At 59.5% G+C, this 26,919-nt stretch carries 35 protein-coding genes; 15 read left to right on the top strand and 20 right to left on the bottom strand.

The window, feature by feature from the left end; translation table 11 throughout:
- Positions 1-74: 74 nt before the first annotated feature.
- The 3 genes from alc to puuE all read right to left on the bottom strand — a co-directional run bounded on the left by alc (position 75) and on the right by puuE (position 2,591).
- On the bottom strand, positions 75-1,070 hold the full coding sequence (gene alc / locus GFU70_RS20970; RefSeq protein ID WP_153388772.1) for an allantoicase: 996 nt from the start codon (positions 1,068-1,070) through the stop codon (positions 75-77).
- Positions 1,071-1,137: 67 nt separating this feature from the next.
- Positions 1,138-1,653 (bottom strand): 2-oxo-4-hydroxy-4-carboxy-5-ureidoimidazoline decarboxylase, encoded by a 516-nt coding sequence (uraD, locus tag GFU70_RS20965; RefSeq protein WP_153388771.1) that lies wholly within the window; start codon positions 1,651-1,653, stop codon positions 1,138-1,140.
- Positions 1,650-2,591, bottom strand: coding sequence for an allantoinase PuuE (gene puuE, locus GFU70_RS20960; protein WP_058546669.1), 942 nt, complete (start codon positions 2,589-2,591; stop codon positions 1,650-1,652). Before puuE ends, uraD begins: the two co-directional genes overlap by 4 nt.
- Positions 2,592-3,004: 413 nt before the next feature.
- On the opposite strand from puuE, the gene uraH reads away from it, so the two are divergent.
- Positions 3,005-3,358, top strand: a complete 354-nt coding sequence (gene uraH, locus GFU70_RS20955; protein WP_058546670.1) for a hydroxyisourate hydrolase — start codon at positions 3,005-3,007, stop codon at positions 3,356-3,358.
- A gap of 205 nt (positions 3,359-3,563) precedes the next feature.
- Here uraH and GFU70_RS20950 read toward each other — a convergent pair whose 3' ends face one another.
- The 3 genes from GFU70_RS20950 to GFU70_RS20940 form a co-directional block, all read right to left on the bottom strand.
- Positions 3,564-4,190 carry a LysE family translocator gene (locus GFU70_RS20950; RefSeq protein ID WP_058546671.1) on the bottom strand — a complete coding sequence of 209 codons (627 nt, stop codon included), beginning with the start codon at positions 4,188-4,190 and terminating at the stop codon, positions 3,564-3,566.
- A 62-nt stretch (positions 4,191-4,252) separates the two neighbouring features.
- The gene (locus GFU70_RS20945; protein WP_058546672.1) at positions 4,253-5,602 is read right to left on the bottom strand and encodes an NCS2 family permease; all 1,350 of its coding nucleotides are present in this window, start codon (positions 5,600-5,602) and stop codon (positions 4,253-4,255) included.
- A 521-nt stretch (positions 5,603-6,123) separates the two neighbouring features.
- Positions 6,124-6,570 carry a MarR family winged helix-turn-helix transcriptional regulator gene (locus GFU70_RS20940; protein WP_058546673.1) on the bottom strand — a complete coding sequence of 149 codons (447 nt, stop codon included), beginning with the start codon at positions 6,568-6,570 and terminating at the stop codon, positions 6,124-6,126.
- An 81-nt stretch (positions 6,571-6,651) separates the two neighbouring features.
- Between GFU70_RS20940 and GFU70_RS20935 the strand changes: the two genes are divergently transcribed.
- The gene (locus GFU70_RS20935) at positions 6,652-7,818 is read left to right on the top strand and encodes a PLP-dependent aminotransferase family protein (RefSeq protein WP_153388770.1); all 1,167 of its coding nucleotides are present in this window, start codon (positions 6,652-6,654) and stop codon (positions 7,816-7,818) included.
- 144 nt (positions 7,819-7,962) lie between these two features.
- On the opposite strand, the gene GFU70_RS20930 is transcribed toward GFU70_RS20935, so the two are convergent.
- From GFU70_RS20930 to GFU70_RS20870, 14 genes are all read right to left on the bottom strand, one after another.
- Positions 7,963-8,334, bottom strand: a complete 372-nt coding sequence (locus GFU70_RS20930) for a glutathione S-transferase N-terminal domain-containing protein (protein WP_058546687.1) — start codon at positions 8,332-8,334, stop codon at positions 7,963-7,965.
- A gap of 104 nt (positions 8,335-8,438) precedes the next feature.
- Positions 8,439-8,984, bottom strand: a complete 546-nt coding sequence (gene folE, locus GFU70_RS20925) for a GTP cyclohydrolase I FolE (RefSeq protein ID WP_010456659.1) — start codon at positions 8,982-8,984, stop codon at positions 8,439-8,441.
- 22 nt (positions 8,985-9,006) lie between these two features.
- Entirely contained in the window at positions 9,007-10,155 is a 1,149-nt protein-coding gene (locus tag GFU70_RS20920) for a site-specific integrase (protein WP_226921205.1), read from the bottom strand.
- The gene (locus tag GFU70_RS28825; protein ID WP_226920966.1) at positions 10,056-10,640 is read right to left on the bottom strand and encodes a hypothetical protein; all 585 of its coding nucleotides are present in this window, start codon (positions 10,638-10,640) and stop codon (positions 10,056-10,058) included. The genes GFU70_RS20920 and GFU70_RS28825 overlap by 100 nt, the downstream gene beginning before the upstream one ends.
- Entirely contained in the window at positions 10,637-11,179 is a 543-nt protein-coding gene (locus GFU70_RS20915; RefSeq protein ID WP_153388768.1) for a phosphohydrolase, read from the bottom strand. Before GFU70_RS20915 ends, GFU70_RS28825 begins: the two co-directional genes overlap by 4 nt.
- Entirely contained in the window at positions 11,176-11,397 is a 222-nt protein-coding gene (locus GFU70_RS20910) for a hypothetical protein (RefSeq protein WP_153388767.1), read from the bottom strand. Before GFU70_RS20910 ends, GFU70_RS20915 begins: the two co-directional genes overlap by 4 nt.
- The gene (locus tag GFU70_RS20905; protein WP_153388766.1) at positions 11,394-11,825 is read right to left on the bottom strand and encodes a hypothetical protein; all 432 of its coding nucleotides are present in this window, start codon (positions 11,823-11,825) and stop codon (positions 11,394-11,396) included. The genes GFU70_RS20910 and GFU70_RS20905 overlap by 4 nt, the downstream gene beginning before the upstream one ends.
- A gap of 44 nt (positions 11,826-11,869) precedes the next feature.
- Positions 11,870-12,199: a pyocin activator PrtN family protein gene (locus GFU70_RS20900; protein WP_153388765.1), complete on the bottom strand. Its 330-nt coding sequence runs from the start codon at positions 12,197-12,199 to the stop codon at positions 11,870-11,872.
- Positions 12,196-12,603, bottom strand: a complete 408-nt coding sequence (locus GFU70_RS20895; protein ID WP_153388764.1) for a hypothetical protein — start codon at positions 12,601-12,603, stop codon at positions 12,196-12,198. Before GFU70_RS20895 ends, GFU70_RS20900 begins: the two co-directional genes overlap by 4 nt.
- 140 nt (positions 12,604-12,743) lie before the next feature.
- Positions 12,744-13,028 (bottom strand): phage antirepressor KilAC domain-containing protein, encoded by a 285-nt coding sequence (locus tag GFU70_RS20890; RefSeq protein WP_072348346.1) that lies wholly within the window; start codon positions 13,026-13,028, stop codon positions 12,744-12,746.
- A 10-nt stretch (positions 13,029-13,038) separates the two neighbouring features.
- Positions 13,039-13,623, bottom strand: coding sequence for a hypothetical protein (locus GFU70_RS20885; protein WP_053124096.1), 585 nt, complete (start codon positions 13,621-13,623; stop codon positions 13,039-13,041).
- On the bottom strand, positions 13,620-13,796 hold the full coding sequence (locus tag GFU70_RS20880) for a hypothetical protein (protein ID WP_167352833.1): 177 nt from the start codon (positions 13,794-13,796) through the stop codon (positions 13,620-13,622). Before GFU70_RS20880 ends, GFU70_RS20885 begins: the two co-directional genes overlap by 4 nt.
- Positions 13,797-13,889: 93 nt before the next feature.
- Complete coding sequence (locus tag GFU70_RS20875) at positions 13,890-14,201, bottom strand: hypothetical protein (protein WP_153388763.1); 312 nt, start codon at positions 14,199-14,201, stop codon at positions 13,890-13,892.
- Between the two features lie 26 nt (positions 14,202-14,227).
- A complete protein-coding gene (locus GFU70_RS20870; RefSeq protein WP_153388762.1) occupies positions 14,228-15,001 on the bottom strand; it encodes an XRE family transcriptional regulator in 774 nt (257 codons plus the stop codon).
- A 106-nt stretch (positions 15,002-15,107) separates the two neighbouring features.
- On the opposite strand from GFU70_RS20870, the gene GFU70_RS20865 reads away from it, so the two are divergent.
- The 13 genes from GFU70_RS20865 to GFU70_RS20805 all read left to right on the top strand — a co-directional run bounded on the left by GFU70_RS20865 (position 15,108) and on the right by GFU70_RS20805 (position 26,919).
- Positions 15,108-15,395 carry a transcriptional regulator gene (locus GFU70_RS20865; protein WP_226920962.1) on the top strand — a complete coding sequence of 96 codons (288 nt, stop codon included), beginning with the start codon at positions 15,108-15,110 and terminating at the stop codon, positions 15,393-15,395.
- Positions 15,396-15,722: 327 nt separating this feature from the next.
- Positions 15,723-16,241, top strand: coding sequence for a phage regulatory CII family protein (locus GFU70_RS20860; protein WP_043042002.1), 519 nt, complete (start codon positions 15,723-15,725; stop codon positions 16,239-16,241).
- Positions 16,234-16,461, top strand: coding sequence for a TraR/DksA family transcriptional regulator (locus tag GFU70_RS20855; protein WP_072394137.1), 228 nt, complete (start codon positions 16,234-16,236; stop codon positions 16,459-16,461). Before GFU70_RS20860 ends, GFU70_RS20855 begins: the two co-directional genes overlap by 8 nt.
- Complete coding sequence (locus GFU70_RS20850; RefSeq protein WP_153388761.1) at positions 16,451-18,670, top strand: VapE domain-containing protein; 2,220 nt, start codon at positions 16,451-16,453, stop codon at positions 18,668-18,670. The genes GFU70_RS20855 and GFU70_RS20850 overlap by 11 nt, the downstream gene beginning before the upstream one ends.
- Positions 18,663-19,022, top strand: coding sequence for a hypothetical protein (locus GFU70_RS20845; RefSeq protein WP_153388760.1), 360 nt, complete (start codon positions 18,663-18,665; stop codon positions 19,020-19,022). The genes GFU70_RS20850 and GFU70_RS20845 overlap by 8 nt, the downstream gene beginning before the upstream one ends.
- Before the next feature lie 512 nt (positions 19,023-19,534).
- A complete protein-coding gene (locus tag GFU70_RS20840; protein ID WP_149632524.1) occupies positions 19,535-19,876 on the top strand; it encodes a phage holin family protein in 342 nt (113 codons plus the stop codon).
- Positions 19,877-19,994: 118 nt separating this feature from the next.
- A complete protein-coding gene (locus tag GFU70_RS20835) occupies positions 19,995-20,519 on the top strand; it encodes a terminase small subunit (RefSeq protein ID WP_149632523.1) in 525 nt (174 codons plus the stop codon).
- Complete coding sequence (locus tag GFU70_RS20830) at positions 20,500-22,452, top strand: phage terminase large subunit family protein (protein ID WP_319017026.1); 1,953 nt, start codon at positions 20,500-20,502, stop codon at positions 22,450-22,452. The genes GFU70_RS20835 and GFU70_RS20830 overlap by 20 nt, the downstream gene beginning before the upstream one ends.
- Positions 22,453-22,463: 11 nt before the next feature.
- Positions 22,464-22,679: a hypothetical protein gene (locus GFU70_RS20825; RefSeq protein WP_149632521.1), complete on the top strand. Its 216-nt coding sequence runs from the start codon at positions 22,464-22,466 to the stop codon at positions 22,677-22,679.
- Between the two features lie 2 nt (positions 22,680-22,681).
- Positions 22,682-24,289: a phage portal protein gene (locus GFU70_RS20820; protein WP_153388759.1), complete on the top strand. Its 1,608-nt coding sequence runs from the start codon at positions 22,682-22,684 to the stop codon at positions 24,287-24,289.
- Between the two features lie 2 nt (positions 24,290-24,291).
- On the top strand, positions 24,292-25,512 hold the full coding sequence (locus tag GFU70_RS20815) for a S49 family peptidase (RefSeq protein ID WP_153388758.1): 1,221 nt from the start codon (positions 24,292-24,294) through the stop codon (positions 25,510-25,512).
- A 12-nt stretch (positions 25,513-25,524) separates the two neighbouring features.
- Positions 25,525-25,875, top strand: coding sequence for a head decoration protein (locus GFU70_RS20810; protein WP_153388757.1), 351 nt, complete (start codon positions 25,525-25,527; stop codon positions 25,873-25,875).
- Between the two features lie 12 nt (positions 25,876-25,887).
- Positions 25,888-26,919: a major capsid protein gene (locus GFU70_RS20805; RefSeq protein WP_153388756.1), complete on the top strand. Its 1,032-nt coding sequence runs from the start codon at positions 25,888-25,890 to the stop codon at positions 26,917-26,919.

Here is a 26,919-nt window from a genome sequence, read left to right as displayed (position 1 = left end):
CAGCAGTCCCATTTGAAAAGCGGGGTCGCTTCGCAACCCAGCGGGAGCAAGCTCCCTCGCCACAGGTACGTTGTTTATTTCGACACCTTGCCCAGCACCCGCAGGCGACTCACCCCGCCATCCGGGAACACGTTCAGGCGGATGTGGGTGATCGGCCCCAGGGCCTTGATCTGCTCGGCGAAGGTGTGTTCGGCGTGCATTTCCAGCTTCTGGCTTGGCAGCAGCTCGCGCCAGAACAGCGATTGGGTTTCGATCTGGCTGTCGGTGCCGCCCTTGACGAACGCCCCCTGGATCGAGCAGCTGTCCGGGTAGTTACCCTTGAAGTGCAGGGTGTCGACGATGATTTTCTCGACCTCGCCGGCATGGCCCAGGGCGACGATGACCCAGTCATTGCCCGGGGTACGACGACGGGCGGTTTCCCAGCCATCGCCCATGTTGATGCCACGACCGGGGTTGAGAATGTTGCTCATGCGGCCGAAGTGTTCGTCGGAGCAGGCCAGGGCGCGACCGCCGTTGAGGGCGGCAGCCAGGTCGATCTGTTCGTTGTCGCCCACGGCTGACCAGTCGCGGTATGGAATGCCATAGACCCGCAACCGGGCCACACCGCCATCGGGGTAGATGTTGAAGCGCAGGTGGCTGAAGGCCTGGTCGTTGTTGATTTCGTGGTAGTGGTGGCTGTTGCCTTGCAGCTCTACGGCCGACAGCACTTCGGTCCACTGGGTGTTTTCGTCTGGCTCGCCTTCGGTCAGGAAGCAGGCTTCCAGGGAGGCCGACGGTGGGTAGTTACCGGTGAAGAATGAGGTGTCGATGTCCACGCCTTTGATCGAGCCGGCCACACCCAGGCGGATCACCGCGCTGTCGTAGCCTTCGAAGCGCTTGCGCCGCGATTCCCAGCCGTCCATCCACTTGCCGTTGTCATCGAACACGCCCTCCTTCCATACGGCCGGGGTCGGTTGGAACAAACGGTTGGCGTCGGCGAACCAGTCATCGGTGACCGAGATGATCTTGGTGCCCAGGCGGGCGTCGGCCAGGTTGACGAACTTCTCGAAAGGTACGGCGTAAGCTTTCATTCTTTTTGTCTGCCTTTAAATAAGTGGCTGGGGATGCTTGCAGGGCCTCGGGTCGCGGGGCTGCTCGCTAAAGGGTCAGTAATCGGAACAACGCGATCTTGTTGATCTCTGCCAGCGCGCATTTGAATTCGGTGGCTACCGAGTGATGGATGCGCGTTTCGAACGCCGCGAGGATCTGATGCCGGTTGCTGCCTTTTACCGCCATGATGAAGGGAAACTTGAACTTTGCCTTATAGGCGTCGTTCAGCTCAGTGAAGCGCTGAAACTCATCGCTCGAGCATTGGTGAATACCGGCGCCGGCCTGTTCGTTCGTGCTGGCTTCGGTCAGTTGGCCCTGAACGGCGGCTTTGCCGGCCAGGTCCGGGTGAGCGTTGATCAGCGCCAGTTGGCTGGCGTGATCGGCGCTCAACAGGATATCGCTCATGCGCTGGTGCAGGGTTTCGATCTGGTCGATCGACGGGTCCTGACCCAGGTCGAAAGCCTTTTCGGCGACCCATGGCGAATGTTCGTAGATATCGGCAAAAGCCCGGACGAAGGCGTCACGGCTCAAGGTGGAAGGCTTGAGGGTCTGGAAGGCAGTCATTTCGAAGCTCCTGATTTCGAAGCTTGTGGGCACGGGTGGGTCTGGTGCCAGTGGCGGGCGATGTCGACGCGACGGCTGAACCAGACCTGTTCATGACCCTTGGCATATTCAAGGAAGCGCTTGAGGGACGCCAGGCGGGCAGGACGGCCGATCAGGCGGCAGTGCAAGCCGATGGAGAGCATCTTGGGGGCTTCGGCGCCTTCGGCATACAGCACGTCGAAGGCGTCCTTGAGGTATTGGAAGAAATCATCGCCCTTGTTGAAACCCTGCACTTGGGTAAAGCGCATGTCGTTGGTGTCGAGGGTGTAGGGGATCACCAGGTGCGGCTTGCCGTCGGGGGTGTTTGGTTCCCAGTAGGGCAGGTCGTCGTCATAGGTGTCGCTGTCATAGAGAAAACCACCTTCCTCCATGACCAGTCGGCGGGTATTGGGGCCGGTACGACCGGTGTACCAACCCAGCGGACGCTCGCCGGTGATTTCGGTGAGGATGCGGATCGCTTCGAGCATGTGCTCGCGTTCCTGGGCCTCATCCATGTATTGGTAGTCGATCCAGCGATAGCCGTGGCTGCAGATTTCGTGACCGGCGGCAACCATGGCGCGGATCACGTCTGGATGGCGCTGGGCGGCCATGGCCACGGCGAAGATGGTCAGCGGGATATCGAATTCCTTGAACAGCTTGAGGATCCGCCAGACCCCGGCACGGCTGCCATACTCGTACAGCGATTCCATGCTCATGTTGCGCTCGCCCTGCAGCGGTTGCGCCGCGACCATTTCCGAGAGGAACGCCTCGGATTCCTTGTCGCCATGCAGGATGTTGCGCTCGCCGCCTTCTTCGTAATTGAGCACGAAGGACAGGGCGATGCGGGCATTGCCCGGCCACTGGGGATGGGGCGGGTTACTGCCGTAACCGATCAGGTCGCGTGGGTAGTCAGCGCTCACTGCAGTTTTCCTTCTTGTTCGAACCATGTGGGTGGCGCCCTGGCGATGGAGCATAGGCTGGCGTCACGACGATGGGATGATTGTATACAACTTTATGTGCGATTTGTAAGCCTGATTTTTTGCAATTTTCACCGCTGCCCTTGGTTTGTCTACACTGCAAGAAACCTGCCCATCTGGTCAATTAATCAATGTAAGGATAGCGTATCCATTGGTTTGGCTTCGGATTGGGTTGGAACCCTGGTCGGAACGCACAGGGGCAAAATATTGATTTTTTATTGTGTACAATTTTCTTTTAAAGTGTCTTAATTCGTTCATCGCCGTGGCGTTTCGTGCTCCGAAACGGTGCGGCCTGTCTTTCAACTGATTCAGGAGGCGTCGGGCCGGACTGCACTGCAGCGAGGCGCGCACAATCAATGGGACGTTTGACTACTCACGTTTTGGATGCTGCACACGGCTGCCCGGGCAGCTCGATCAAAGTCGAGTTGTACCGTGTGGAAGGTTCGCAACTGCAACTGGTCGCCAGCGCGCTGACCAACAGCGACGGTCGCTGCGACGCGCCGTTGCTGCAAGGGGATGACTACCGTTCGGGCGTCTATCAGATTCAATTCCATGCCGGCGATTACTACCGCGCCCGTGGTGTCCAGTTGTCCGAACCGGCGTTCCTGGATGTGGTCGTGCTGCGCTTCGGCATTTCGGCCGAGCAGGAGCATTACCACGTGCCCTTGCTGATTTCGCCTTACGCTTATTCAACCTATCGAGGCAGTTGATCCCCCAAGCAACTGCCTGGTCCTGGAAGCCACTGCGCATAGAGCTTCTTTGGTTTTTCGCCCGCTCACACTGCGGGCTTTTTTTCGTCCATGAAAAATAGGGTGTCTGGGAGGGCGTCTTCGCGAGCAAGCCCGCTCCCACACTGGATTTTTGTCGTTCACAAAAACCTGTGGGAGCGGGCTTGCTCGCGAAGCTTTTGCTTTTTTAGCGGCTCAGCAGGGAGGCCGCCCCCGCACCGCCAAACAACCCGGCACTGACCCGGTTGAACCAGCCCTGGCCTTTACCCGTGCGCAGATATCGCGCCGCGCCGTGGGCGCCAAGGCCGTAGGCCAATTTGCACAGCAGGTCGAGTACGGTCCAGGTGGCGATCATGATAAGCAACTGCGGCATGAACGCTTGTTCGGCGCTCAAGAACTGCGGCAGGAAAGCGGCGAAGAACAGGATGTCTTTCGGGTTGCTCGCACCCAGCACGAACGCCCGGCCGAAGAGGGCGCGAAAGCGCGGGACGGTGGCGGCTTGCGGCACGTCGGTGCCTTGGGACGGCTGGCGCGATTGCTGCCAGCTCTGCCAGGCCAGATAAAACAGGTACAGGGCACCGACAATCTTCAGGGCACTGAACAACTGCTCCGAGGCCATCAACAATGCACCAAGCCCCAGCGCCGAGGCGCTCAGCAGGCAGATCGAGGCAATCACCCCACCCAGGAACGCCGGGTACGAGCGGCGCAGGCCGTAGTTCAGGCTATTGCCGATCATCAACAACGACAACGGGCCGGGGATGAGGATCACCACCAAGGCGGCACCACTGAACAACAGCCAGGTTTCCAGATTCATTGCTTTGCTCCTGATGTACAAAAGCCTCACCCAATGGGTGAGGCGGGTGAAAACGGTCTCGCTTACAAGAAGATGAACTTGGCGATGAAGATCGCGCAGAGCACCCACAGGCTCACGGAGATTTCCTTGTGTTTACCCGTGCCGGCCTTGAGCACCACATAGGTGATGAAACCCAGTGCGATACCGTCGGCGACCGAGAACGTCAGGGGCATCATGATGGCCGTGACGATGGCCGGGATGCTGTCGGTCGCTTCGTCCCATTCGATGTGGGCCATGCCGCCCATCATCAGCATCGCGACGTAGATCAAGGCCCCGGCCGTGGCGTAGGCCGGGATCATCCCGGCCAGCGGTGCGAAGAACATGGCGGCAATAAATAGCACACCGACGGTCACGGCGGTAAGCCCGGTGCGGCCACCGGCGGCCACACCGGCGGCGCTTTCCACGTAGCTGGTCACTGGCGGCACGCCGACCATGGCGCCGAAGACGCTGGAGGCGCTGTCGGCTTTCAAGGCGCGGGACAGGTTCTCGATCTTGCCATCGGCTTTCACCAGGCCGGCGCGCTGGGCCACGCCCATCAGGGTGCCGGCGGTGTCGAACATGTGCACGAACAGGAAGGCCAGGACCACGCTGATCATGCTGACGTTGAACACACCGGCCACGTCCATCGCCATCCAGGTGGGGGCCAGGCTCGGTGGTGTCGACATGACGCCGTTGTACTGCACCAATCCCAGGCCCCAACCGGCCAGGGTCACAGCGATGATGCTGATCAGGATCGCGCCGAACACACGGTGATAGCTGAGCACGGCGATCATCAGGAAGCACACCGCGGCCAACAGCGGACCGGGCTCACGCAACGAGCCGAGCTTGATCAGGGTGGCGGGGCTGTCGACGATGATCCCGGCGGTTTTCAGACCGATCAGCCCGAGGAACAATCCGACCCCCGCGCCCATGGCAAACCGCAGGCTCACCGGAATGCTGTTGAGCAGCCACTCCCGCACCCGTGACAGGGTCAGGAACATGAACAGCACACCGGAAACGAACACCGCACCCAACGCGGTTTCCCAGTTGTAGCCCATGGTGCCGACCACGGTGTAGGTGAAGAAAGCGTTCAAGCCCATGCCTGGCGCCAGGCCCACCGGCCAGTTGGCGTACAGGCCCATCAACAGGCAACCCAGGGCCGCAGCGATGCAGGTGGCGACGAATGCGGCGCCGTGATCGATGCCGGCATCGGCCATGATGTTGGGGTTGACGAAGATGATGTAGGCCATGGTGATGAAGGTCGTCAGGCCGGCAATCAGCTCGGTTTTCACCGTGGTGCCATGCAAGCTGAGTTTGAAGAGGCGTTCCAGCCAGCCACTACGTAGCGGCGGCGAGAGGTCCAGCGTCTGGGCTTCGGGTTTGCGGCTTTCCACAGCGAGTACTCCTCAAGAGTCTTATTGTTATTTCCAGCACCGCACACGCCCTGGGGGTGGCTGCGATGCGCTGAGGCAGGTAAGGCTGGCGAAGTATGTTGACCTGATGGTCAGGAACTCGCACGAAGCGAATTATGCTTTTGTATACAAATAAAGCAAATAATGTTTTCTGTGTTGTCGACGAAATGTCGGTCGATAGGGATATATCGACCTTGGGGGCGCCATCGCGAGCAAGCTTTGCTCCCACAGTGGAAGTCCGTTGAGACCTTTTATGGGACCAAGCTTTGCTCCCACAGCGGACGTCCGTTGAGACCCTTTATGGGAACAAGCCTTGCTGGCACGGCAGGCGTCCGTTGAGACCTTTTATGGGAACAAGCCTTGCTGGCACGGCAGGCGTCCGTTGAGACCTTTTATGGGAACAAGCCTTGCTTGCACGGCAGGCGTCCGTTGAGACCCTCTGTGGGAGCAAGGCTTGCCCGCGATGGCAATAGGCCGGGCAATACACACCTTGCAGAGGAAACTCAGTCGACAGCCACCTGACCCTTCCCCAACCCCAGATTCACCGCCAACCACCCATTCACCGCCTCCTCCCCAGCCTCGGCAAACACCCGCTCCAGCAATTTCACCTGCTCACGCCGTAACGCCTGCTCGAACCGCTCGCCCTCGGTCGTCAGCTCCAGCAGCCGCTTGCGCTTGTCGGTCTCGGACGCGACGCTGTTCACCAGGTGCATTTCCATCAGTTGCCGCAACGGCATGTTCAGCGCCTGCTTGCTTACCCCGAGCAGCGCCAGCAGTTCCTTCACGCTCAGGGATGGGTAGCGGGCGACGAAAAAAACGATGCGCTGGTGCACCCGGCTCAACCCACGACGCTCGAGCATTTCATCGGCCTTGGCGGTAAACGCCTGGTAACCGAAGAAGAACGCTTCCATGGCCTTTTGTTGGGAAATCGGGTTTTTAAGGTCAAGCATATTGACGTATCCACAGAGGTCGGCGTAATTTCGGTCAATCAGTTTGACTCATTCTTCCCGTGCCCCGCTACAGGTGACCCCATGGCTTTTTCCGAACGTGTCTCGCGCCTCAAAAGTTCTTTGATTCGAGAAATCCTTGCAGCGGCGCAGCGCCCTGAAGTGATGTCGTTCGCCGGCGGCCTGCCGGCCGAAGCCATGTTGCCGAAAGTGGAATGGGCAGCCATGCCGTTGTCCATGGGCCAATACGGCATGAGCGAAGGCGAACCCGCCCTGCGCGAAGCCCTGGCGGCCCAGGCGCGGGGGCTGGGCGTGGCGTGTGAGGCGAGTCAGGTGCTGGTGGTCAGTGGCTCTCAGCAAACCCTCGACCTGGCGGCCAAGTTGCACATCGACGTGGGCACGCAGGTGATGCTCGAAGCGCCGACGTATCTGGCCGCGTTGCAGATTTTCCAACTGTTCGGCGCCGACTGCATCACCGTGCCCCTGGAGGCCGACGGTCCGGACCTGAAACAGTTGCGGGCCCGCCTGGAGCAGCATCGGCCAGCGTTCATTTACCTGATTCCGACGTTCCAGAACCCCTCGGCGGTGCGTTACAGCGAAGCCAAGCGCGATGCGGTGGCGGCGCTGTTAGACGAATTTGGCGTGACCTTGATCGAGGACGAACCCTACCGCGAGCTGACGTTCGATGGTGGCAGTGCCACGCCGATTGTCAGTCGCTTGAAGAAGGCCAGTTGGATCTACACCGGCACCGTGTCCAAAACCCTGTTGCCGGGGCTGCGGGTGGGTTACCTGATCGCCAGTCCGGATTTGTTCCCGCACCTGTTGCGACTCAAGCAGTCGGCGGACTTGCACACCAATCGCATCGGCCAATGGCAGGCGCTGCAATGGATCGGCACCGAGCAGTACCGCAGCCATTTGAGTGAGTTGAGGGAGTTCTACCGGGATCGTCGCGATCGGTTCCAGGCGGCGCTGCAAAAGCACTTCTGCGACATCGCGGACTGGAACGTGCCCCAGGGTGGGTTGTTTTTCTGGCTGACTCTAAGGCAACCGCTGGACACCCGCACCTTGCTCCCCGCCGCGTTGGCGGCCGACGTTGCGTTCATGCCAGGGGAGCCGTTCTTTCCTGAGCCGGACCAGCATCCGGGGCACTTGCGCTTGAACTTCAGCCACATCGACCCGGCGCGGTTGGATGAGGGGCTCAAGCGGTTGGCGGGGGTGGTGCGGGAGGCGTTGGCGGTAAAGGCAGCCTGACTTATGTGGTGACGGGGCTGGCCCCATCGCGAGCAAGCTTTGCTCCCACAGGGGGCCTTGGTGAACACTGGATTTGTATTCACCACTGTCCCTGTGAGAGCAAAGCTTGCTCACGATGAGGTCAGTGGCCACACCACAAAACCATCAGGCTGCCGAGAACCGCTTATCCAGATAATCAATGATCACCTTGGACTCATACATCCAGGTGGTCTCGCCATTTTCTTCAATACGCAGGCAAGGTACTTTGATCCTGCCGCCTTGCTCCAGCAGTGCCTGGCGATCCTGCTCGTTGTTTTTCGCATCGCGCAGGGCCACCGGCACGTTGAGGCGGCGCAGGGTGCGGCGGGTCTTCACGCAGAACGGGCAGGCGTGGAACTGATACAGCGTCAGGCTGCGAGCGGCCTGCTCGACCTGCGCCTGGGCCTCGGCCGGGCGCTGTTTCTTGCCCGGGCGGGTGATGAAGTCGATGAAGATGATGAGCTGGCCCAAGCCAACCCGAAGCGCTTTGACGATCACGGTATTAAGCCTCGCGGCAGGGAAGAAGAGGGCGCGCAGCTTACCTGATTTTTCACAGGCGAAAAAAAACCGGCGATCGATGCCGGTTTTCTTCATGCGACGGATTACTTGATGAGGCTGAGGAATTCGCTGCGCGTGGCGGCGTTTTCCCGGAACTCGCCGAGCATCACCGAGGTGATCATCGAGGAATTCTGTTTTTCCACACCGCGCATCATCATGCACATGTGCTTGGCCTCGATCACCACCGCCACGCCCAGGGCGCCGGTCACTTGCTGGACTGCATCGGCGATCTGGCGGCTGAGGTTTTCCTGGATCTGCAGGCGACGCGCATACATGTCGACGATGCGCGCGACTTTCGACAGCCCCAGCACCTTGCCGCTCGGGATGTAGGCCACATGAGCCTTGCCAATGAAAGGCAGCAGGTGGTGTTCGCACAACGAGTACAACTCGATGTCCTTGACCAGCACCATCTCGCTGTTGTCGGAGCTGAACAAGGCACCGTTGGTGACTTCTTCCAGGGTCTGTTCGTAACCGCGGCAGAGGTACTGCATGGCCTTGGCAGCGCGCTTGGGCGTGTCGAGCAGGCCCTCGCGGGAAACGTCCTCGCCCAGTTGGCCGAGAATCGCGGTGTAATTCTGTTCCAGTGTCACAGAGGCTGATTCCATAAGGGTTTCAGGAGGGTACTTGTTCTGTCTGTACCAATTTTGTACCAATCAAGCTGTTTTCGAGTTTCCCGAGTTCGCCCCAGTCGGTGCTGGAGTTGATCCATCGGGCATAGGTCGAGAGCAACATCTGAACGCTGTGACCTAGCTGAGTGGCAATAAATGCAGGGTTCATACCCGCCATGAGGCACATGGTAGCGTATGTGTGTCGGCAGTTGTATTGCCGACGGGCGCGAATCTCCAATTCGGTCAGTGCCGCCTGGAAGTGTTTGTCGGTGACGCTGGACTGCTGGATGAACTCGAAATTCTTCGTGGGTGGGAACACATAGGGCGATTTCGGCTGCTTCCTACGGCTCTGTTTCGCACGTTGTTCGGCAATTTGCTCGGCGACCTCGATGGCGTGCATGGCCCGGCTATTGAGCATCACTTGCCGTTCATTGCGGGTTTTGGTGCGCTCCTCGATCTTATAGTCCGCGACGATCCGACACACGGTGGCTAAGCGTTTCTGCTTGTCTACCTCGTCCCACCGGAGGGCCGCTATCTCGCTAGGGCGCATGCCGGTATAGAAGGCGAACTCGAAGTAAGCCGCATAGATCCGCATCGTATGGTTCAACGTCTTATAGAGGTGTTCGATGATGGCGTTGGCCTCTGCCACCGTGAAGGGGTCGATGGGCTTTTTCGTTTTCACGGGAAGCTCGATGGACTCGACCGGGTTGCGATTGATCAGGCCGTCTTTGACGGCGGTGCTGAACACCGTCGTCAGCCGCTGGATTGCCGAGCGCTTAACGCCCGGCGATTTCCATTCTGTGCTGGCTACGATTTTGCGCAACAGCACCGAGGTGATGCCGTCGACGGGTAGCAGGGCTAAGTGAGGCATCCAATACAGATTGAGGGACGCTCGATAGTTCTTGCGGGTGCCTGCTACCACCTCCCGACTGTTTAACCACTCCTGGGCATACTCCCCGAAGCGGGGAGTAGCGGAGTAGGTGGCATAAGTGGAGTTGGGGAACAGCTCGGCATAGCGTTGGTCGTCGAGAACGCCATGCTTGATCAGGCTGGTTACGTTAGCGCGTAGATCGGATGCCGCTTTAATGCCTTTCGGTGTCTGGGGATAGGGGAGGGTTTCGCAACGGCGTTGCCCGTTCCAGGTGAAGCGAATCCTGACGGACTGGCCGACAAATTCAACTCCGGTGGGCAATCCCATTGGCTTTCGAGCCATGCCTCATATCTCCTGATGCTGTAATAGATGCGGTTGTCGATGGTGTTCCAGACGCCTTTAGGGATGACCCCTCTTGCGCGTTTGCCCTGCAGTGCTCGGCGGGTCGTACCGACCAGCTCGGCCATTTTGTCCTCGGGAATCTTGTCCACTTGGTACTGCAGCGGTGGCGGATCCGCTGCGGTGTCGAAGTGCGTATACCCCAAGGCAGGCTGCGCGGGCGGGCGGTGCTGAGCTATCAGCGTGGCTTCAGGTGTTGCTGCCCGGCGCAGCCTTTCGTGGGGTATAAGTGCCTCGGCGGTGGCTTGGAAAGAAGCAGTAATGCCTGCTGCTGCGCAGCAGAGACTGTTGTTTACAGGCGCGTCGACCCAACTGGCGCTGCGGAGCAAAGCGGACTGGGTTTGCGGAGCGTTCTGTTCCTGCTTCATGCCGCTTTCCTCCGGTGTTCGATAGCGAGTTGGTCCATCAGGCGCTGGTGGTAGGTGAGCCGGGCTTCGGTGGGTGACCACGACCGGATGCGCTCGGGCGCGGGTTCGATGCCGACAAGGCAATCCCATGTGGCCGGGTCGGATGGCATCAGGTCGCGGCGTTCGGTGGCCAGGGCGATCAGGTCGGCTTGGGTGACGGATACCGGCAGGTCCTGATCGAGGCTGAAGCGAGTGCAAATGCGATCCCAGATCCAGGTCTCGACGTCCTGGTAGGCGTGCATCCACTGTTTGAGCGGCCGCACCATGTCGCCGATGTAGGCTTCGGTGGCGTCGTGGAGCAAGGCGGCGAGCTTGTGCTCGGCCGGCACCAGATCCGCAACCAAGCAACTATGCTGGGCCACGCTGTAGAACTCGCGGGTGTGGCCGTTGAAGCGGCACAAATGAGCGAGCGCGTGCGCAATGTCCCGTGGGTCGATCATGTCGGCGTCCGGCTCGAACAAGTCAAAGCGCTTGCCGGTTTGGGTGAGAATCCAGTTCATGCTGCCTCCTTGACCAAGTCGGCGAGCATCAGGGCGTTCTGGGTGTCCTTGTGTAACTTGCGCAGGGCGTCGTAGCCGATCAGCAGCGACAGTTGCCGGTCGAACTCTTTACGGAATCGTGTCACTTCGCGCAGTTCGGCGGTGGCTTTGGCGTGTTGCAGGTGCAGCTCTCCGGCGTCCTGTGGGGAGAGGCGTAACATCGGGCGGGAGCGGCTCATGCTGCGTCTCCCGTTACAAAGGGGGCCAACTGCTCCGCCATGACAAGTGCTTGTTCACGCAGAGCGCGAGTGTCGCGCTCCAGCTTTTTGCCGGTGCGGAATGCACTGAACGTGTCGGCGGCAATCCTGAGCTTCTCAGCGATTTCCTGAAGTGCCAGTCGCTCCGGCATGCCGAATGCCATCACTGTTTCAAGGCGTTTGCAGTGATTCACAAGGCGGGTGTGATCAGCACGGATGAATTGTAGAGATGCTTTAAGTTCGCGGATGGTTTTGGCGTTTGCGGCGCGCTCGTCGTTCGTACCGTCTTCGAAGCCTGCCTCATGGCCTTCAACTTGGCCGTCGATAAGGCCGCCTCGGTAGCCGGTCCAGTAGATGAGTGCAGCGCCGATGATCAGGCCGATCAACGCGCAGATTTGAATTACAGTCATGTGGTGTGCTCCTGGTGGTTTTGGGTGGCTGGTGGTGGCAGCCGTTACGATTGGGTTTCTTCAGTTGCGTCGGCCTGGGCCTTCGCGTGGACTTCGTCGGCCTTGTAGGCCTGGATGTCGATCAGTGCCGCGACGTGGCGGATATGCGCGTACTTCGGTGCCTTGCGGCTGCTGTCCAGCGTGGTCACGGGCAGTTGAATGCGACCGCTGGTGATTTCGGCTGCAAACGACTGCTCGTTGAGGTTGCGGAAGTACTGCACGCGCAGCTTTTCGAGGGGGATAAGCACGTCGCCGAAGGTGCGATACAGCAGCTCGACGGTGGCCGTCTCCGGTGCTGGCATCAGGCGCAGCGGGTTCTGGCTGATGTCTTTCATTCGGCGGTCCTAGGTGGGGTCCGCTTGACCTTGTGCAGATCTCGTAGGGCCTTCTCGGCTGTATTCCCGTAGCCTATTAAGAAGTGGTCCTGATCGCTCGTCAGGATGATCGATAGCGTGATGTGACGGTCATCGTTGCTTACATCGCTGCTGTTCGTTACGGAGCACCAGGTGTATCCATATTCCTCCATCAGGAACACTCCGATGGCACACAGCTTGAGTTGTTCGCGCTGGACCAAGACGAGGTCGATGTAGTCGGACATCCCGTCGGTCTGGACAGGCGCGCTTCGGTCGGTGGTTTCTGCAATTTGTTGTAGGGCGTCGATGAGGCTCTTGAGCGTGCTTTGCTCAGCAGGTATGCGAGGTAAGGCGAGAATCTGCTCATCAATCAGTTCGTTATCCATGATTTTTCTTCCGTTTGGGGTGGTCCCAGAAATTCAGGCAGTGGCGTTTGGTCAGCTCGCGCAGATGCTCCGGCACCTCAAGGAGCGCGGCGTTGCGCTCCTCTCGGGTGCGTAGGGCGATGATCTGGCGGGCGTATTCCCTAGGCCACGTCACGGTTGTCTGCCGGGATGGCAGGAAGGTCGAGGCCCAGTTGCTCCGCTAGCCAGGGGATGCCGGCCTGCCGGACGCGTGTCGATTGGCTGTACTGCATGCCCAGCGTGTCGTGGTACCAGTTGCTGTCCTTGACCCGAAGGTATTCACGGTCGCGGACGGGGAACGCCGGCAGGTTGCGGTCGGTGAGCAGACCCTTCTCACGCATGAGCTTGATCAGGGCGGGACGGGTCAGGCCGAAGTGCTTGGCGGTCTTTTCGAGATTGCGCTCCATGTCAGCCCTCCTATGCTGCGTGCGCGGCGGGTGTTGCCAGCGCAGCCAGGTGGTTAATGGATTCGCAAACCTGCTCGTACATCTCGGCGTCGGTGCCGTACACGGTGAAGCACTTGGTACGCGGGCTTTTAACGCCGATGCTCATGACTACGGTGATGCCCGAGCGTGTACGTGTCCGGTGCACGGCGAGCCGGATCGGCAGTTCAAAGCCCAGGTCCAGATCGATGAACCCGCCTGTGGAAACCAGTCTGTAAACCTGTTCCCGCTGCTGGCTGCTGAAAGCGCCGTACTCGCGTTCAGCATGTCGTTTAGGCTGGGGTTCGCCTGTCAGGTCAGAAGGGCCGTTGACGACCTCCTCAATGAAGTCGGCGAGCTTCAGGTGTGTTTTTTTGGTGTTGGGCACGGTCAGCGTGTGGCGCTCTGAACCCAGCTCAACGGTGAAGGTGCTGTCGGTCTTGTTGCGTTCAACTTTCAGCCGAAACGCCAACACATCGCGTCGATACAGTCGCCGAAGGGTGTGATTGAAAGTCCCGCTCAGGTTCACCTGGGCGCTGAGCAATGTCAGTGTGCGGTTGTCGATCAGGAATTTGCTCATGCTGCCCGGCCTCCGTCGTTTGGATCGAAGGAAGTCGGTGCGGTACGGGCGTGTTGCTTGGGTTTAGACGGAATGAAGGTGCAGCCGTAGATGCGGGCCAGGCGCCTTACTTCGAAGATGCGGGATAGGTCGGCAACGGCCGGATGGACGTGCAGGGATGCTGTGGTGTGCATGGTTTTGCCTCGCTCTGTGGTGGAAGAGTGAGGCAAAAATAACCTAGGTTTTAATTCGTGGCAATAACCTAGGGTGTAATTTTTGAGTTGTTTTTACTCGGCCATAGATCTCAAGGAGGAGACCTCGTGCTGAAGCTGGCTGACGACGACCTGGAGAAGCTCTGTGAAGGTCTCCTCATAGAAGCGAGGCTCAGTCTTGAAAGGATGCATGGTGGATTTGTTGGCCCCGAACCGTTCGCCAGCCTCTGTCAGCCTTTTGAAAGACTTCATGACTCCGTTACCTGTTGTGCTCGGATACTCATGATTCTCGGCATGCCCTGCTTTGATGAGGGCATTCATGATTGTATTGGCATCAAAGGAGACGCCATGATCAGCGAGCAATGATTTCAACGATTTGATTTCCATAAGTCATCCTTTACGTACTGATGTTGTCAGAGCAGTGTTGAGTTTGCAGGGTTAAGCGTCGACCACCAGAAGACGCGGCCAATAATCTGGATTCGTTGTTCCATAACCTGATCCAGCGTGTAGTCTTCGTCCGCATATTCGGCGCGGTTGAAACTGCGCAATCGGATAGATCCGCCAGGTAAGCGGTAGACAAACTTAACCCGCAGCAGTCCGTCATGATCCAAGGCGTAGAGCTGGCCGTCTATGATCCGGGTCATGCCTTTATCTATGCCGATTGTGGCTTTATCTAAGATGAGAGGGTGGTTTGAGTTACCGCTATTGGTAGCACAAGCGGCGTTCTTGGGATCAATGCCAGCCTTTCTCAATGTGTAGCTGGAAAAGCGAACCTTACGGTATGCATCTATTTGTACTGCCGACCTTCCAATGCCTGATGCCATTTCGACTTCTTTGTAAAGAGGCAATGCAACTTCATCGTCATCCAGAGGGGTGGTGTCATCCCATGTGGATAGCTCGCCTAATATGACAGGGGCTCCGTCTACTGCCTGCTTTGATTCCGTTTGCTCTTTCGAGGATGGAGGAATCGTGCCCAGTTCCAGCCAGTCCACATCCACTTGAAGGGCTCGCGCAATGGCAGCAATAAATCGGCTCTTCTGGCTTTTTCCAGAGGTGAGTTTTTGGATGGTGGTCTGTGTGCACCCTGCTGCAGTAGCAAGTCGATCCTGCACCATGTTGCGTTGCTCCATGGCGTAGACCAAGCGGTCCGCCAGCTCTGGAAGCACTGAGGTATCGAGATAATTCATCATGGCGCCATGCTAAAACCAAGGTTATAGATTGTCCAACAACCTAGGTGCTTGACAGATTATTCCCTAGGTTGTAATTTCGCCTCCACATGAAGGAGGAATCACAGTGAAAACCACGCATCCACCGGAAGTCTGCTCAAATCGCAGCTCGTCGCCGCTTGATGCTCTGAATAGGGCGTTGCAGGTTTGTGGCAACAATCAGTCGGAACTTGCACGCCGTTGCGGCGTGAAGCAGCCCCATGTGTGGAAATGGCTAAAGGCCGGTCGCGTTCCCACTGAGCGAGTTCTTGCTGTTTCACGCGCCTCGGGCGGAACTGTTCTGCCGCACGAGTTGAGGCCTGACCTATCCGACATCTTTCCTGCTCCATTGGCGGGAGTCGCTTCAGCGGCATAGAAAAAAGGCGACCCAAAGGTCGCCCAGTTCCTCCCGGCACGCACCACCACAGCGCTGTCGGGTCGCGATAAAGGTAGGCGGGCACACCACATGCAAACCACCTCCCTTATCGCGCTTTCCCAAGGCTCGGAAGCCTTGGTGTTGCTGCCTTTTCCACCACAGATTGGGCAGCTGTTGCGCCAGGGGTGAGCAACGGATTGTTCGCCCCGGCACGGTGCCGGTGTCGATCCCTAAGATCTAGCCGGCGTTTGGGCCCTTTCAAGCCACGCGGCAAATGTATCACCACTGCATGTCGCGCGGCACTGGCAACTTATAAGGATTAATGCCATGAGCCGAATCGCTCTGAGTTGCGTCGAACGAGCACAGCGGGAAGTCCTGCCGCTCGATCTGGCGCTTTACCATGCCGCTCGGGATTACCCAGGCGGCGCCGCTGCAATCGCCGCCACCACGGGCCGAAACCCCACCACGCTGCAGCACAAACTGTCCCCCACGCACCCCAGTCACTCGGTGAACATCCAAGAGTTTGGCGAGATCCTCGAACTGACGAAGGACAGACGCATCCTGGATGCGGTGCATGCCTTGGTCGGCGATACGATCTGGCACGAGTTGTCTGAGGTGTACACCACCGACATGCCGGAAACCCTGACCATTGGCCTCGCCGAGTATTTCCGGCAGGTGGCCGATCTGGCCGATACCTGGGCCAAGAGCATTGGTGATGGGGTGGTCAGCGATCACGAGCTGGCCGCAATTCGTCTGCAGGTGTTTCGAGGTATCCAGGGGCTGCTGGGATTGTTCAACCGCGCCACGTACGTCAACCACACAACGCGGGGTGACGGCCGTGGCTGATATTGCTGATTTCGCCAATGACTTGGTGCAGGAGCGCATTGATCAGGCGCTCGCTGCTCGCAGTGCATTCAAGCCGGCGTTGCCTGGGCATTCGTTGTTGTTCTGTGAAAGCTGTGATGATCCGATCCCCGAGGCGCGGCGACTGGCCCAGCAGGGCTGCACGCAATGTGTGACCTGTCAGTCCATTGATGAGATGAGGGAGGCTCGTCATGCTCGATGACGTGCTGAATCAATTTGCAGACTTTGGTCTCGAGCCTGCGCAGCCGCTGATTTACGGCAAACTGACTCGATGCAAGACCGCCCTTGATAAGGGCAAAGAGAAAAACGGCTGGTACGTTCTACACGAGCACCACACCGAGAAGGGCGAAACCCTGATCTTCGGTGCGTTCGGCGACTGGCGTACAGGAGAAACGCAAAAGATCAAGGTGAAGCCCGGCCGGATGACGCCTGAAGAGCGTGAAGTCATGCGCGCTCGTCAGGAGGAAGCCAAGCGCAAGGCCGCCGAGAAGGCTGCCAACGCTGCCCGTCGAGCGGCTAACCGTGCCGCTGGTTTGTTCAAGCGGATGCCCGAGAAAGGCCGTAGCGCCTACTTGGATCGAAAGCAGATCGTGGGCCTCGGCGTTCGTTATGCTCCGCGCTCCGGCGCGGTTTTGGTGCCGATGCAAAACGCTCGGGACCAGATCGTCGGGTTACAAGTGATATTCCCCGAGAAGCAAGAGGACACCGGCCGCGACAAGTCTTACTGGCCCTATGGGATGGCGAAGGAAGGCGCTTTCCACCTCATTGGTCCGCACCCTGAGCCGGGCGAGCCAGTGCTGGTGTGTGAGGGCTACGCCACCGGTGCGAGCCTGCACATGGCGACCTCGTTGACGGTCGCCATTGCCTTTGATGCGGGCAACCTCATGACGGTCTCAAAGGCAATGCGCGAGCGGTTCCCGGGGCGTCCGATCATCATCTGCCGGGATGATGATTGGAAAACCAAGCGCCCTAATGGCGAGCCCTGGAACCCAGGTGAAGAGAAAGCCAACAACGCGGCAACGGTTGTAGGTGGTCAGGTAGTAGGCCCGATCTTTTCGGGGGCGCGAGAGGACAAGTGGACCGACTTCAACGACCTGCACTGTGCTGAAGGATTGGAGGCGGTGCGCCGCCAGGTTCTGGCGGTGGTCAAGCCACCTGCAGCAGGAGGCTGGAAAGACCAGTTGGCCCGCACGGAAAACGGCATGTTGATCGCGCACATGCAAAACGTAGAGCTGATCCTGGGCAACGACGAACGTTGGGCCGGTGTGATTGGCTTCAGTGCGTTCAGCTCCAAGATCGTCAAGCTGCGTGCTGCCCCGTATGGCGGCGGTGTCGGCGATTGGGCTGACATTGATGACATGCTGGTCATGAAGTGGCTCGCGCAACAGTACAACCTGCGGGTCAAGGCGAGCAGCGTTATTGAGGCAGTCAGTGTTGTTGCACATGACCATGCCTTTCACCCGGTACGCGATTATCTCAATGGCTTGGAGTGGGATCGGGTACCCCGGCTCGACACCTGGTTGACAGACATCATGGGCGTAGCCTCGACGGATTACAGCTCCAAGGTCGGTAAGCGCTGGATGGTGTCGGCGGTCGGCCGGGTGATGCAGCCGGGCTGCAAGGCTGACTCGGTGATGATCCTCGAAGGCGCACAGGGCGCCGGTAAATCCACGGCCATGTCGGTGCTGGGTGGTGCCTGGTTTATGGATACCCCCTTCGCCTTGGGTGACAAGGATGGGTTCCAGGCGATTCGCGGCAAGTGGATCGTTGAGCTGGGGGAGTTGGACAGCTTCAACAAGGCTGAGTCCACCAAGGCCAAGCAGTTCTTCTCGGCCTCGACCGATACCTACCGTGAGAGCTACGGCCGCAGAACGATGGACGTGCCACGCCAGTGTGTTTTCGTGGGTACGACGAACCAAGATGAGTACCTGAAGGACGCCACCGGGAACCGCCGATATTGGCCGGTCGCTTGTACCAAGGTCGACTTGGAGCAACTGCGCGAGATCCGCGACCAGCTGTGGGCCGAGGCGATGTTTTGCTATCAGTCCGGCGATATCTGGTGGGTTAACCGGGAGGAGGCGCCACTGTTCGCTGAAGCCCAGGAAGAGCGCTTTGTGGTGGATGAGTGGGAAGGCCCCATTCTGACTTGGCTCGAGGAGTATCAGGTTGGAGAGACGGCGACCGGCACAGACATTTTGCTTGGGGCTTTGAAGCTGGACTACGGACATTGGGGCAAGCCTGAACAGATGCGCGTTGGGGCGATCATGCACCGGTTGGGTTGGCGTAAGGTCCGGCTATCCGCATTGCCTAAGAGCGGCGTCCGGCCCTGGGGTTACAAGAGGCCACAAGATTGGGGCGGAGCATCGAACCTGAAAGTCCAGCCGATTCAGGAGCCATGTTTCGATGATTAAGGAAATCGATGCGCGGCTGCGTAAATGGGCCGAGGAGCTGCATAGCGACCTCAGTGCAGGCGGGCTCGCCGGTGGGAACATGGTCGCCATGATGATGGAGAGCAATGGGCAACTCATTCGTGGCCGGCGGGCGTTCCGTGCGCCCTTGGAAGGTTCGCTGGATATTGAGCTGATCGTGACCAAACATCTCGATCCTCTGCACGTGCAAATCGTGCGAGAGCATTACTGCAACCAAGACACCGACATGCGCCTGAAGTATGCCCACTGCAGCTGCGGGCGTGACACCTACTACCAGCGCCTGCATGACGCGCACCTGTGCATCTATGGGCTGTTGATGGGGATCGCTGCTTGATCCTGTCTACGTCTGTGGCTGTCCTACCGGCTCGCCTTGTCCCACTGTTGTTTGATGCAGTTGGACGAGCGCGGGCCGCGCTGTTGTTGGTCTGTCCTACTGTCCAACCTTCCCGCACGTCCCGCCCATGTGTGAGCGTAGCGGGAGTGCATACGCGCCCATGGCGCGCACGCGTGCTCTTAGCTTTTTCTCTTTACGGGAGAGAATAGAAAATAAAGTAGGACAGTGGGGCAGGCCCCGATTCTAGGCGTCTGTAGCTGTCCTACTTTGACCCGAGATAGTGGGACAGGAAGGACAGCGCCCCAGGCGCTGGAAGCCGAAATAAAGATATTCGCCGACATTGCCTAGGCGTTCACCAGACATTCACCGGGTGGCATTAAAACAGGCTTGCTGCCACCGGAATCGACCTGTAAAAAGTACTCATCTTCGATAGGTGCGACCGCATAAAGCGGCAGGCACCACACACCAAACCCGGCCCTTGCGCCGGGTTTTTGCGTTTAAGGGGCGGGGCAATGACGAACGAGCAGCAAGCACTGGCAGAAATGCCGATCTGGTTAGTAATTCTTCTGGCCTTGGTCGGCGGCGTATCGGGGGAGATGTGGCGGGCCGACAAGGACGGGGCGCGGGGCTGGGTGTTGTTGAGACGCCTGGCACTGCGGTCCGGTGGCTGCGTTGTCTGCGGGGTGTCGGCGATGATGTTGATGATCGCCGCCGGCATGTCGCTCTGGACAGCAGGCGCCTTGGGAAGCCTGACGGCGATGGCCGGCGCCGACGTTGCGATTGGCCTGTACGAACGCTGGGTAGCGAAACGATTGGGTGTCACCGAGGCATCAAGCAACGCGGGGCAGGGGTAGGGGGAGGGGGATTTTCTGGGTCCTCCCCTTGGCCCGCCCCCTACACGGGTTACCGAACTCGCGGATTCCCTGCAGCTGAGTTTTTGGCAGGGATGTCCGTCTTTTCAAGGGGTTAGCGATGGGCAGAACAGTCAGCAAAGCCGAGTTGAGCGAGATCGTCGGCCGCGATGAACGCACGCTGACCCGTTGGCAGAACGACGGCATGCCGGTAATCGAGTTCGGCCTGGGCCGGGGCAACGAAAACCAGTACGACACCGAAGCGGTGATCCAGTGGCTGATGCAACAGGCCGCGCTCAACGGCAAAAAAGAATCCTCTCGTGACCGGCTCGACCGGGTCAGGGCCAATCGTGAAGAGCTGGCGCTGGCCAAGGATTTGGGCGAAGTCGTAATCGCGGCGGATCTGATCGGACGCTTTGAGGCAATGATCACGGCAGCCAAAGTCGAGCTGCTTAATTCATTTCCGGATGAGTTGGCGGAACAACTGTCGGCGCGCTACGGCGTTGAAGTTGACGAGCGCCTGATCGCCGACCCCATCGAAACCATCCTGAGGAGGCTGTCAGACTATGACAAGGATGATGCCCAGTCAGATGGAGATTCTGACGAACCGGACGATCCGGAGGGCCTTGAAAAAGACGGCGATTAACGCGCTGCGCGGCGCCTGCCGGAAGTGGGCACCGCCGCCGCGCATGAGCATTATCGAATGGGCGGAAAAATACCGCTGGCTGGCGCCAGAAGAGTCAGCCCGCCCCGGCAAATATCGTTTCAACGTCACGCCTCACCTGACCTGGCCCGGCGGCCCTCTGGAGGCGCTGGACGATCCGGCGGTCACCGAGATCGTAGGCCGCAAGTCGGCGCAGGTTGCCTGGACATCGGGCGTTCTGGGTAACGCCCTGGGCAAGTGGATCGACATTGATCCGTCCCCGATCCTGGTGCTGTTTCCCAAGGCCGAAGCCGCCAAGCAGTACGTGGGTGAGAAGCTCGAACCCATGATTGAGGCGACTCCACGGCTTCGCAAGAAGGTCGACTTGCGTAGCCGCAAGTTGCAGCAGCGCCAAGACTTTAAGCGCTTCCCTGGCGGTTTCCTCAAGATGGTGGGCTCCAACAGCCCGGCCAGCGTGAAATCTACACCGGTACCGCGTGTAGCCATTGAAGAGCCCGACGACTGCAACCTCAACCTGCGCGGGCAGGGCGACAGCATCAAGCTGGCCAAGGAGCGTCTGAAAACCTTTCGCCGTTCCAAGATCATCATCGGCGGCACCCCAACGATCAAAGGCCTGTCGGCCATTGATGCGGAGCTGGAACTGTCGGACAAGCGCATCGGTTTGGTGACATGCCACGAATGCGGCCAGGAACATGCGTTGAGCTTTGACAACCTTCACTGCGATGAAGACCCCGAGTATCACCACGAGGTCTACGGCAAAAAACGGCCGGAGAAGGCGTTCTATTCATGCCCACATTGCGGCGCGATTTGGGACGACAACCAGAAGAACGCGAACCTCAAGCACGGGCGCTGGCAGGCCACGGCTGAGTTTCGCGGGATTGCCGGCTACATCCTCAATGAGCTGTACGCTACCTTTTGGGGGTCACGCTTCCAGGCGCTGATGGAGAAAAAGCTCCAGGCCGAACACGCAGCGGCGCAAGGCAACATCGGCCCGATGATTGCCTTTGTGAACAGCTCCAAGGGCGAAAGCTACGAGTACCAAAGCGACGCGCCCAAGACAGACGAACTGGAGAAGCGTGCCGAGCCATACGCCGAACTGACAGCGCCCAGGGGCGTGTTGTTGGTGACCGTGGGTGTGGACGTGCAAGGTGATCGTCTGGCGCTGATCATCACCGGATGGGGGCGCGGCGAAGAGTCCTGGAGGCTCTATTGGGGGGAGCTACACGGCAACCCAATCGACCCCCATGACAGCGTCTGGCAGGAGTTGGATCGGGTCATCGCTCAGCCAATCCCCACCGAGGGCGGCGCGCACCTCGCGGTGTCGGCGGTCAGCATCGACAGCTCGGACGGTAATACCAGCGATGCCGTTTACAGCTATGTCCGTGATCGGCAGCGCTTCAACATCATGGCAATCAAGGGCGCTTCGATTGACAGCCGAGACAAGGAAATCTTCACCAAGCCACCGCAGTCTGTGGACACCTCCCAGGACAACACCAAAGCTGCGAAATATGGCCTGCGGGTGCACATCGTTGGCACGCACAAGGCCAAGACGCTGATCGATGGTCGTCTCCGCTTGAAGGGGGTCGGACCGGGGCGCATGCACTGGTACAGCGAGATCCGTTCGGATTACTACGAACAGCTCACCAACGAAGTGCTGGCGCCGCATGCGCGTAACCCCAGCAAGATGGTCTGGCAGAAAAAAGCCGGGCGCCGCAACGAAGCCCTGGACTGCGAGGTGTATGCCCTGCATGCCGCACGTAGCCTTAAAACGCATCTGCTACGTGACCACGAGTGGGACCAGTTGGAACAGCAACTGATGCAGCCAACGCTGTTCAACACCGAACAACCGGTCGCACCGGTACCGCGCCGAGTAGTCGCTCGTGGGCGGGGCACCCGCAGTCGAGCGGGCTATTAAGGAAATCAACCATGACTGACGCACAACTGCGCCTAGCTGAAGTTAGGGCGGCAATTTCTGACGTCCTGAAAAAAGGTCAGCGCCTGCGCCGGGCTGATCGTGAAGTACAGCTGGCAGAGCTCAACAGCTTGCGCCTGCTGGAGAAACAATATGCCCAGGAAGTCGCCAACGAACAGGCGGCGCTGCGTGGTCGAGGCCGTAATCGCGTCTCGTACCTGGGGATCTGATCATGTGGCCATTTAGTAAGCGTGAAGGCCCGGCCGATCTGCTGATGCGCGAGGCCATTAAGGTGGCCAGGGCTTCGGTGGACGGCCAGCAGATTGTTGCTCAGGGCGGTGGCGGCGGTGTTGAAACTCGCTGGCGAGGCGCTTCGCGCATGCTGCGCAGCATGGCCAGCTGGATACCTGGCCTCGGGAGTCCGCGACGAGACTTCAATCAGAGCGAGCGGCGAATGCTGGTGGCCCGGTCAAGGGACGCCATGCGTAACCACCTGATAGCCCGCGCTGCCATCACCCGGTTGCGCACCAATGTCGTGGGCACCGGGCTGGTGTGCCGCGCCCAGGTGGACCATGAGGCCCTAGGCCTTACCGAAGAGCAGGCAGACGAACTGAATGGCCGGTTGGACCGGCTTTGGTCGTTGTATGCCGATGATCCGAGAGAGTGTGATGCCGAAGCGACCCTCAATCATTACCAGCTGCAAGCCTTGGTCTTGGTGTCGTCGCTGGTCGCTGGTGATGTGTTGGTTGCCAGCCCGGATCAGGAGCGGCCGGGCTGTGTCTTCAGCACGCGACTGCAACTGATCGAGTCGGATCGGGTCGGCAATCCGAACGGCGGTATGGACCGGGTCAATCTGGTTGATGGCGTTGAGTTCGATTCGCTGGGCGCGCCCGTGGCCTATCACGTCTGTACCGGCTATCCCGGCGAGCATCTGGCCGGCAAGCCACTGATCTGGGAGCGACTTACCGCGTTCGGTGAGGAGACAGGCCGACGGCGTGTGTTGCACGTCCTGGCGGACAAGGAACGTCCAGGTCAGAAGCGCGGGGCTCCCTACCTGGCGCCTGTGCTGGAGCCGCTGCAAAAGCTGGAGCGCTACAGCAGCGCGGAGCTTATGGCCGCCGTGATCTCCGCAATGTTCACGGTGTTTATCAAAAAGAGCTCTGATTTCCCAACCGGCAACCTGCCGATGACTGCGTTGGCGGACGAGCGCCCTGAAGGCGATGACACCACCGATGGCGAGCTGGCCCTCGGCGAGGGGGCCGTGATTGACCTCGGCGTTGGTGAGGAGCCAGTCGTAGCGAACCCAGGCCGACCCAATGCCCAGTTTGATCCCTTCTTCACCGCCGTGGTGAAAGAGATCGGCGCTGCCCTGGAGCTGCCACTTGAAGAGCTCTTGCTCCATTACAGCAGCAGCTACAGCGCGGCCCGCGCCGCCATGCTTCAGGCTTGGCGTTTCTACAGTCTGCGTCGTTGGTGGCTTGCCTGTGATTTCTGCCAGCCAAGCCGTGAGCTGATTATCGACGAAGCCGTGGCTAGGGGCCTGATCGACCTACCGGGCTACGGCGACCCAGCCAAGCGCAAGGCCTACTGTCAGGCCATTTGGATCGGTCCGGCCCGTGGGGCTATTGATGAGCTGAAGGAAGCCAACGCGGCCGGTAAGCGCATCGAAATTGGCGTGAGCAACGAAACCCTCGAAACAGCGGCCATGACCGGCGAGCCCTGGCAGCAGGTGTTCCGTCAGCGTGTACGGGAAGTGGAGCAACGCCGCGCTAAAAACCTGCAGGCCCTGCCCAAGGGCGGGCTAGAAAACCCGCCTGACCCCAAATCCGAAGAGGACTGAATATGCCTCGAGCACTTGAGCTGGCTGCATCGCAGCCTTGGCTAATGCTGCCTGACGCCCTGGAAAACTTGCTGACCATCGCCGACCGTATGGGCGATCCGATGACCCTGGCGACCCGACGCGGCGAGCGGCTGGAAGATACCCGCAAAGTCACTATGCGAAACGGCGTGGCAGTGATCCCCGTAACTGGGCCGATCTTTCGCTACGCAAACATGTTCACTGAAATCAGTGGCGCTACCAGCACTCAGGTCCTGGGCACGGACATCCAGCGAGCGCTGGACGATCCCAAAGTCCGTTCGATTGTGCTCAACATCGACAGCCCTGGCGGTGTCGCTTCCGGCATCAATGAACTGGCCGAGATGATATTCGCCGGTCGAGAGCGCAAGCGGATCGTGGCGTACATCGGGGGTATTGGTGCAAGCGCTGCGTACTGGATCGCCTCGGCAGCGCACGAGATCGTCATCGATGAAGCCAGTTTGGCCGGGAGCATCGGCGTTGTCGTTGAGGCTGTCGTTGAAAGTGACGCTGCCAATGGCCGCAAACGCTATCAGATCGTTAGCAGCAACGCCCCGAACAAGCGGCCCGACCTAGCAACCGAAGAAGGGCGCGCCAAGATCGGTGAAACCGTGAATGCCCTCGGTGAAGTCTTCGTCGGCAAAGTGGCGCGAAACCTGAGCACCGACGCCGCCAAGGTCCCCGCAATGGGTGACTTCGGCGGATTACGCGTCGGAGCCGCCGCTGTTGAGTCGGGTCTTGCCCATCGGTTGGGCTCGCTTGAATCCCTGATCACCGAACTGGCCAGACCGGCCATCACTGTCCCAAGGAAAACCACCATGACCACCGTACACACCACGGCGGAGCTGCGTACTGCGCTGGCCGCCGGCACTGATCCGAACTCCATCGAAATCGCCCAGGCCCAGCAGCCTGACCTCGGCGCCATTCGAGCCGAAGGCGCCGCTGCAGAACGCGAGCGCATCAAGGGCATTAACGCCTTGGCCAGCAAAGGCTTCGAGAAAGATATCGAAGCGGCGATTGATGCAGGCACTACGGTCGAGGCCACAGCCTTGCAATTGTTCAAAGCCGCCCAGGATCGCGGGATTTCCCTTTCTGCGATCAAAAGCGATGCACAGGGCGTCACGGCTACAACCCCAAGCGGTGATGGCAAGCAGGGCGAACGCCAGGCAGCCGTCAGTGCAATCGTTGCGGGCGCTTCGCGCCGCTGACAGGAGACATTCATGAGCAACCCGGAACGTAAAACCTACCAGCCGAGCCACCTTTCTGCCGGTGACTTTCCCATTGCAATGGACACCGGCTTGATCGCCGCTGGCCAGACCCTGCTGCGGGGTTCTGTCCTGGGGCAGGTAACCAGTTCGAAAGAGTTCGTGCTGTGCAAAACCGCTGCTGAAGACGGCTCCCAGGTTCCTACGGCCATCCTCGACGAGGACGTAGACACCACAGGCGGGGCCAAAAGCGCGCCCGTTCGTTTGACAGGCCAAGTGCTGGGCACCCAGCTCCACCTCGGTGAGGGCCTGACCTTGGCTGCGGCCAAAGCCGCCCTTCGACCTTTCTGCATTTTCATCCGCTGACCGGAGCATCTGATGACTGATATTTTTGACACCCTCACCATGCTCGAAGCCGTTGAGCAGATGAATACGCCTCGTCGCTTCTTGATGAACACTTTCTTCAATGGCGGCAACCCCGTTACCTTCGGCACCGAGGCGGTGACCATCGACATCATCAAGGGCCAGCGCAAGATGGCGCCTTTCGTACACCCGTCGCTGCCCGGCAGTGTCTCGCTGCGTAACGGCTTCAGTTCTGAGACGTACAAGCCGCCCTACATCCAGCCTAAGCGCGAGACGCGAGCAGAACAAATCCTCAAGCGTGCTGCCGGTGATAACCCATTCTCCTCGCGGACTCCCCTGGAGCGAGCGGGCGAGCAGTTGGGGCGTGACCTGATCGACCTGGACGACGAGATCACTCGCCGTGAAGAGTGGATGTGCGCCCAGGCGCTGAGCACTGGGCGCGTTCGGGTGCTCGGCGATGGTGTCGATGACACCATCGATTTTCTGATGGAGGACAGCCACAAGATCGTCTTGGGCGCTGGACGTTGGGACACGGCGGACTCCGATCCTATCGCCAACTTGCGGCAGTGGAAACGCCAGATTGCCAAGGATTCCGGGCGCACCGGCAACGTCGCTGTCCTCAGTGGCGAAGCCCAGGATGCTTTCCAGCGCAACGAGACAGTGTTGAAACAGCTCAACTCTCGCCGGGTTGACATGGGCGTGATCAAGCCTGAAGAGCTGCCAGATGGCGTGACCTATCTTGGCTACCTGAACGACCCCGGCATCGACCTGTACGTCTACGACGAGTGGTACCTGGACGATGAGGGTGACGAACAGCAGATGGTGCCAAGCGGCGGCTTGATGCTGGGCTCGACCTCGACTCGAAACGCGATGCTGTATGGCGCGATCAAGGACATCGAAGCCATTGAAAGTGGCCTGGTCGAAGCGGCCCGTTTCCCCAAAAGCTGGGTCACCCAGGATCCGAGCGCCCGGTGGTTGAAGCTGCAAAGTGCTGCCCTGGCCGGGATGCTGGAGCCTAACGCTTTCGTCTTTGCAAAGGTGGTGTGA

Source organism: Pseudomonas brassicacearum (assembly GCF_009601685.2).
Classification (GTDB): Bacteria; Pseudomonadota; Gammaproteobacteria; order Pseudomonadales; family Pseudomonadaceae; genus Aquipseudomonas; species Aquipseudomonas kilonensis_B.
This window is presented reverse-complemented; position numbering and strand designations above follow the sequence as displayed.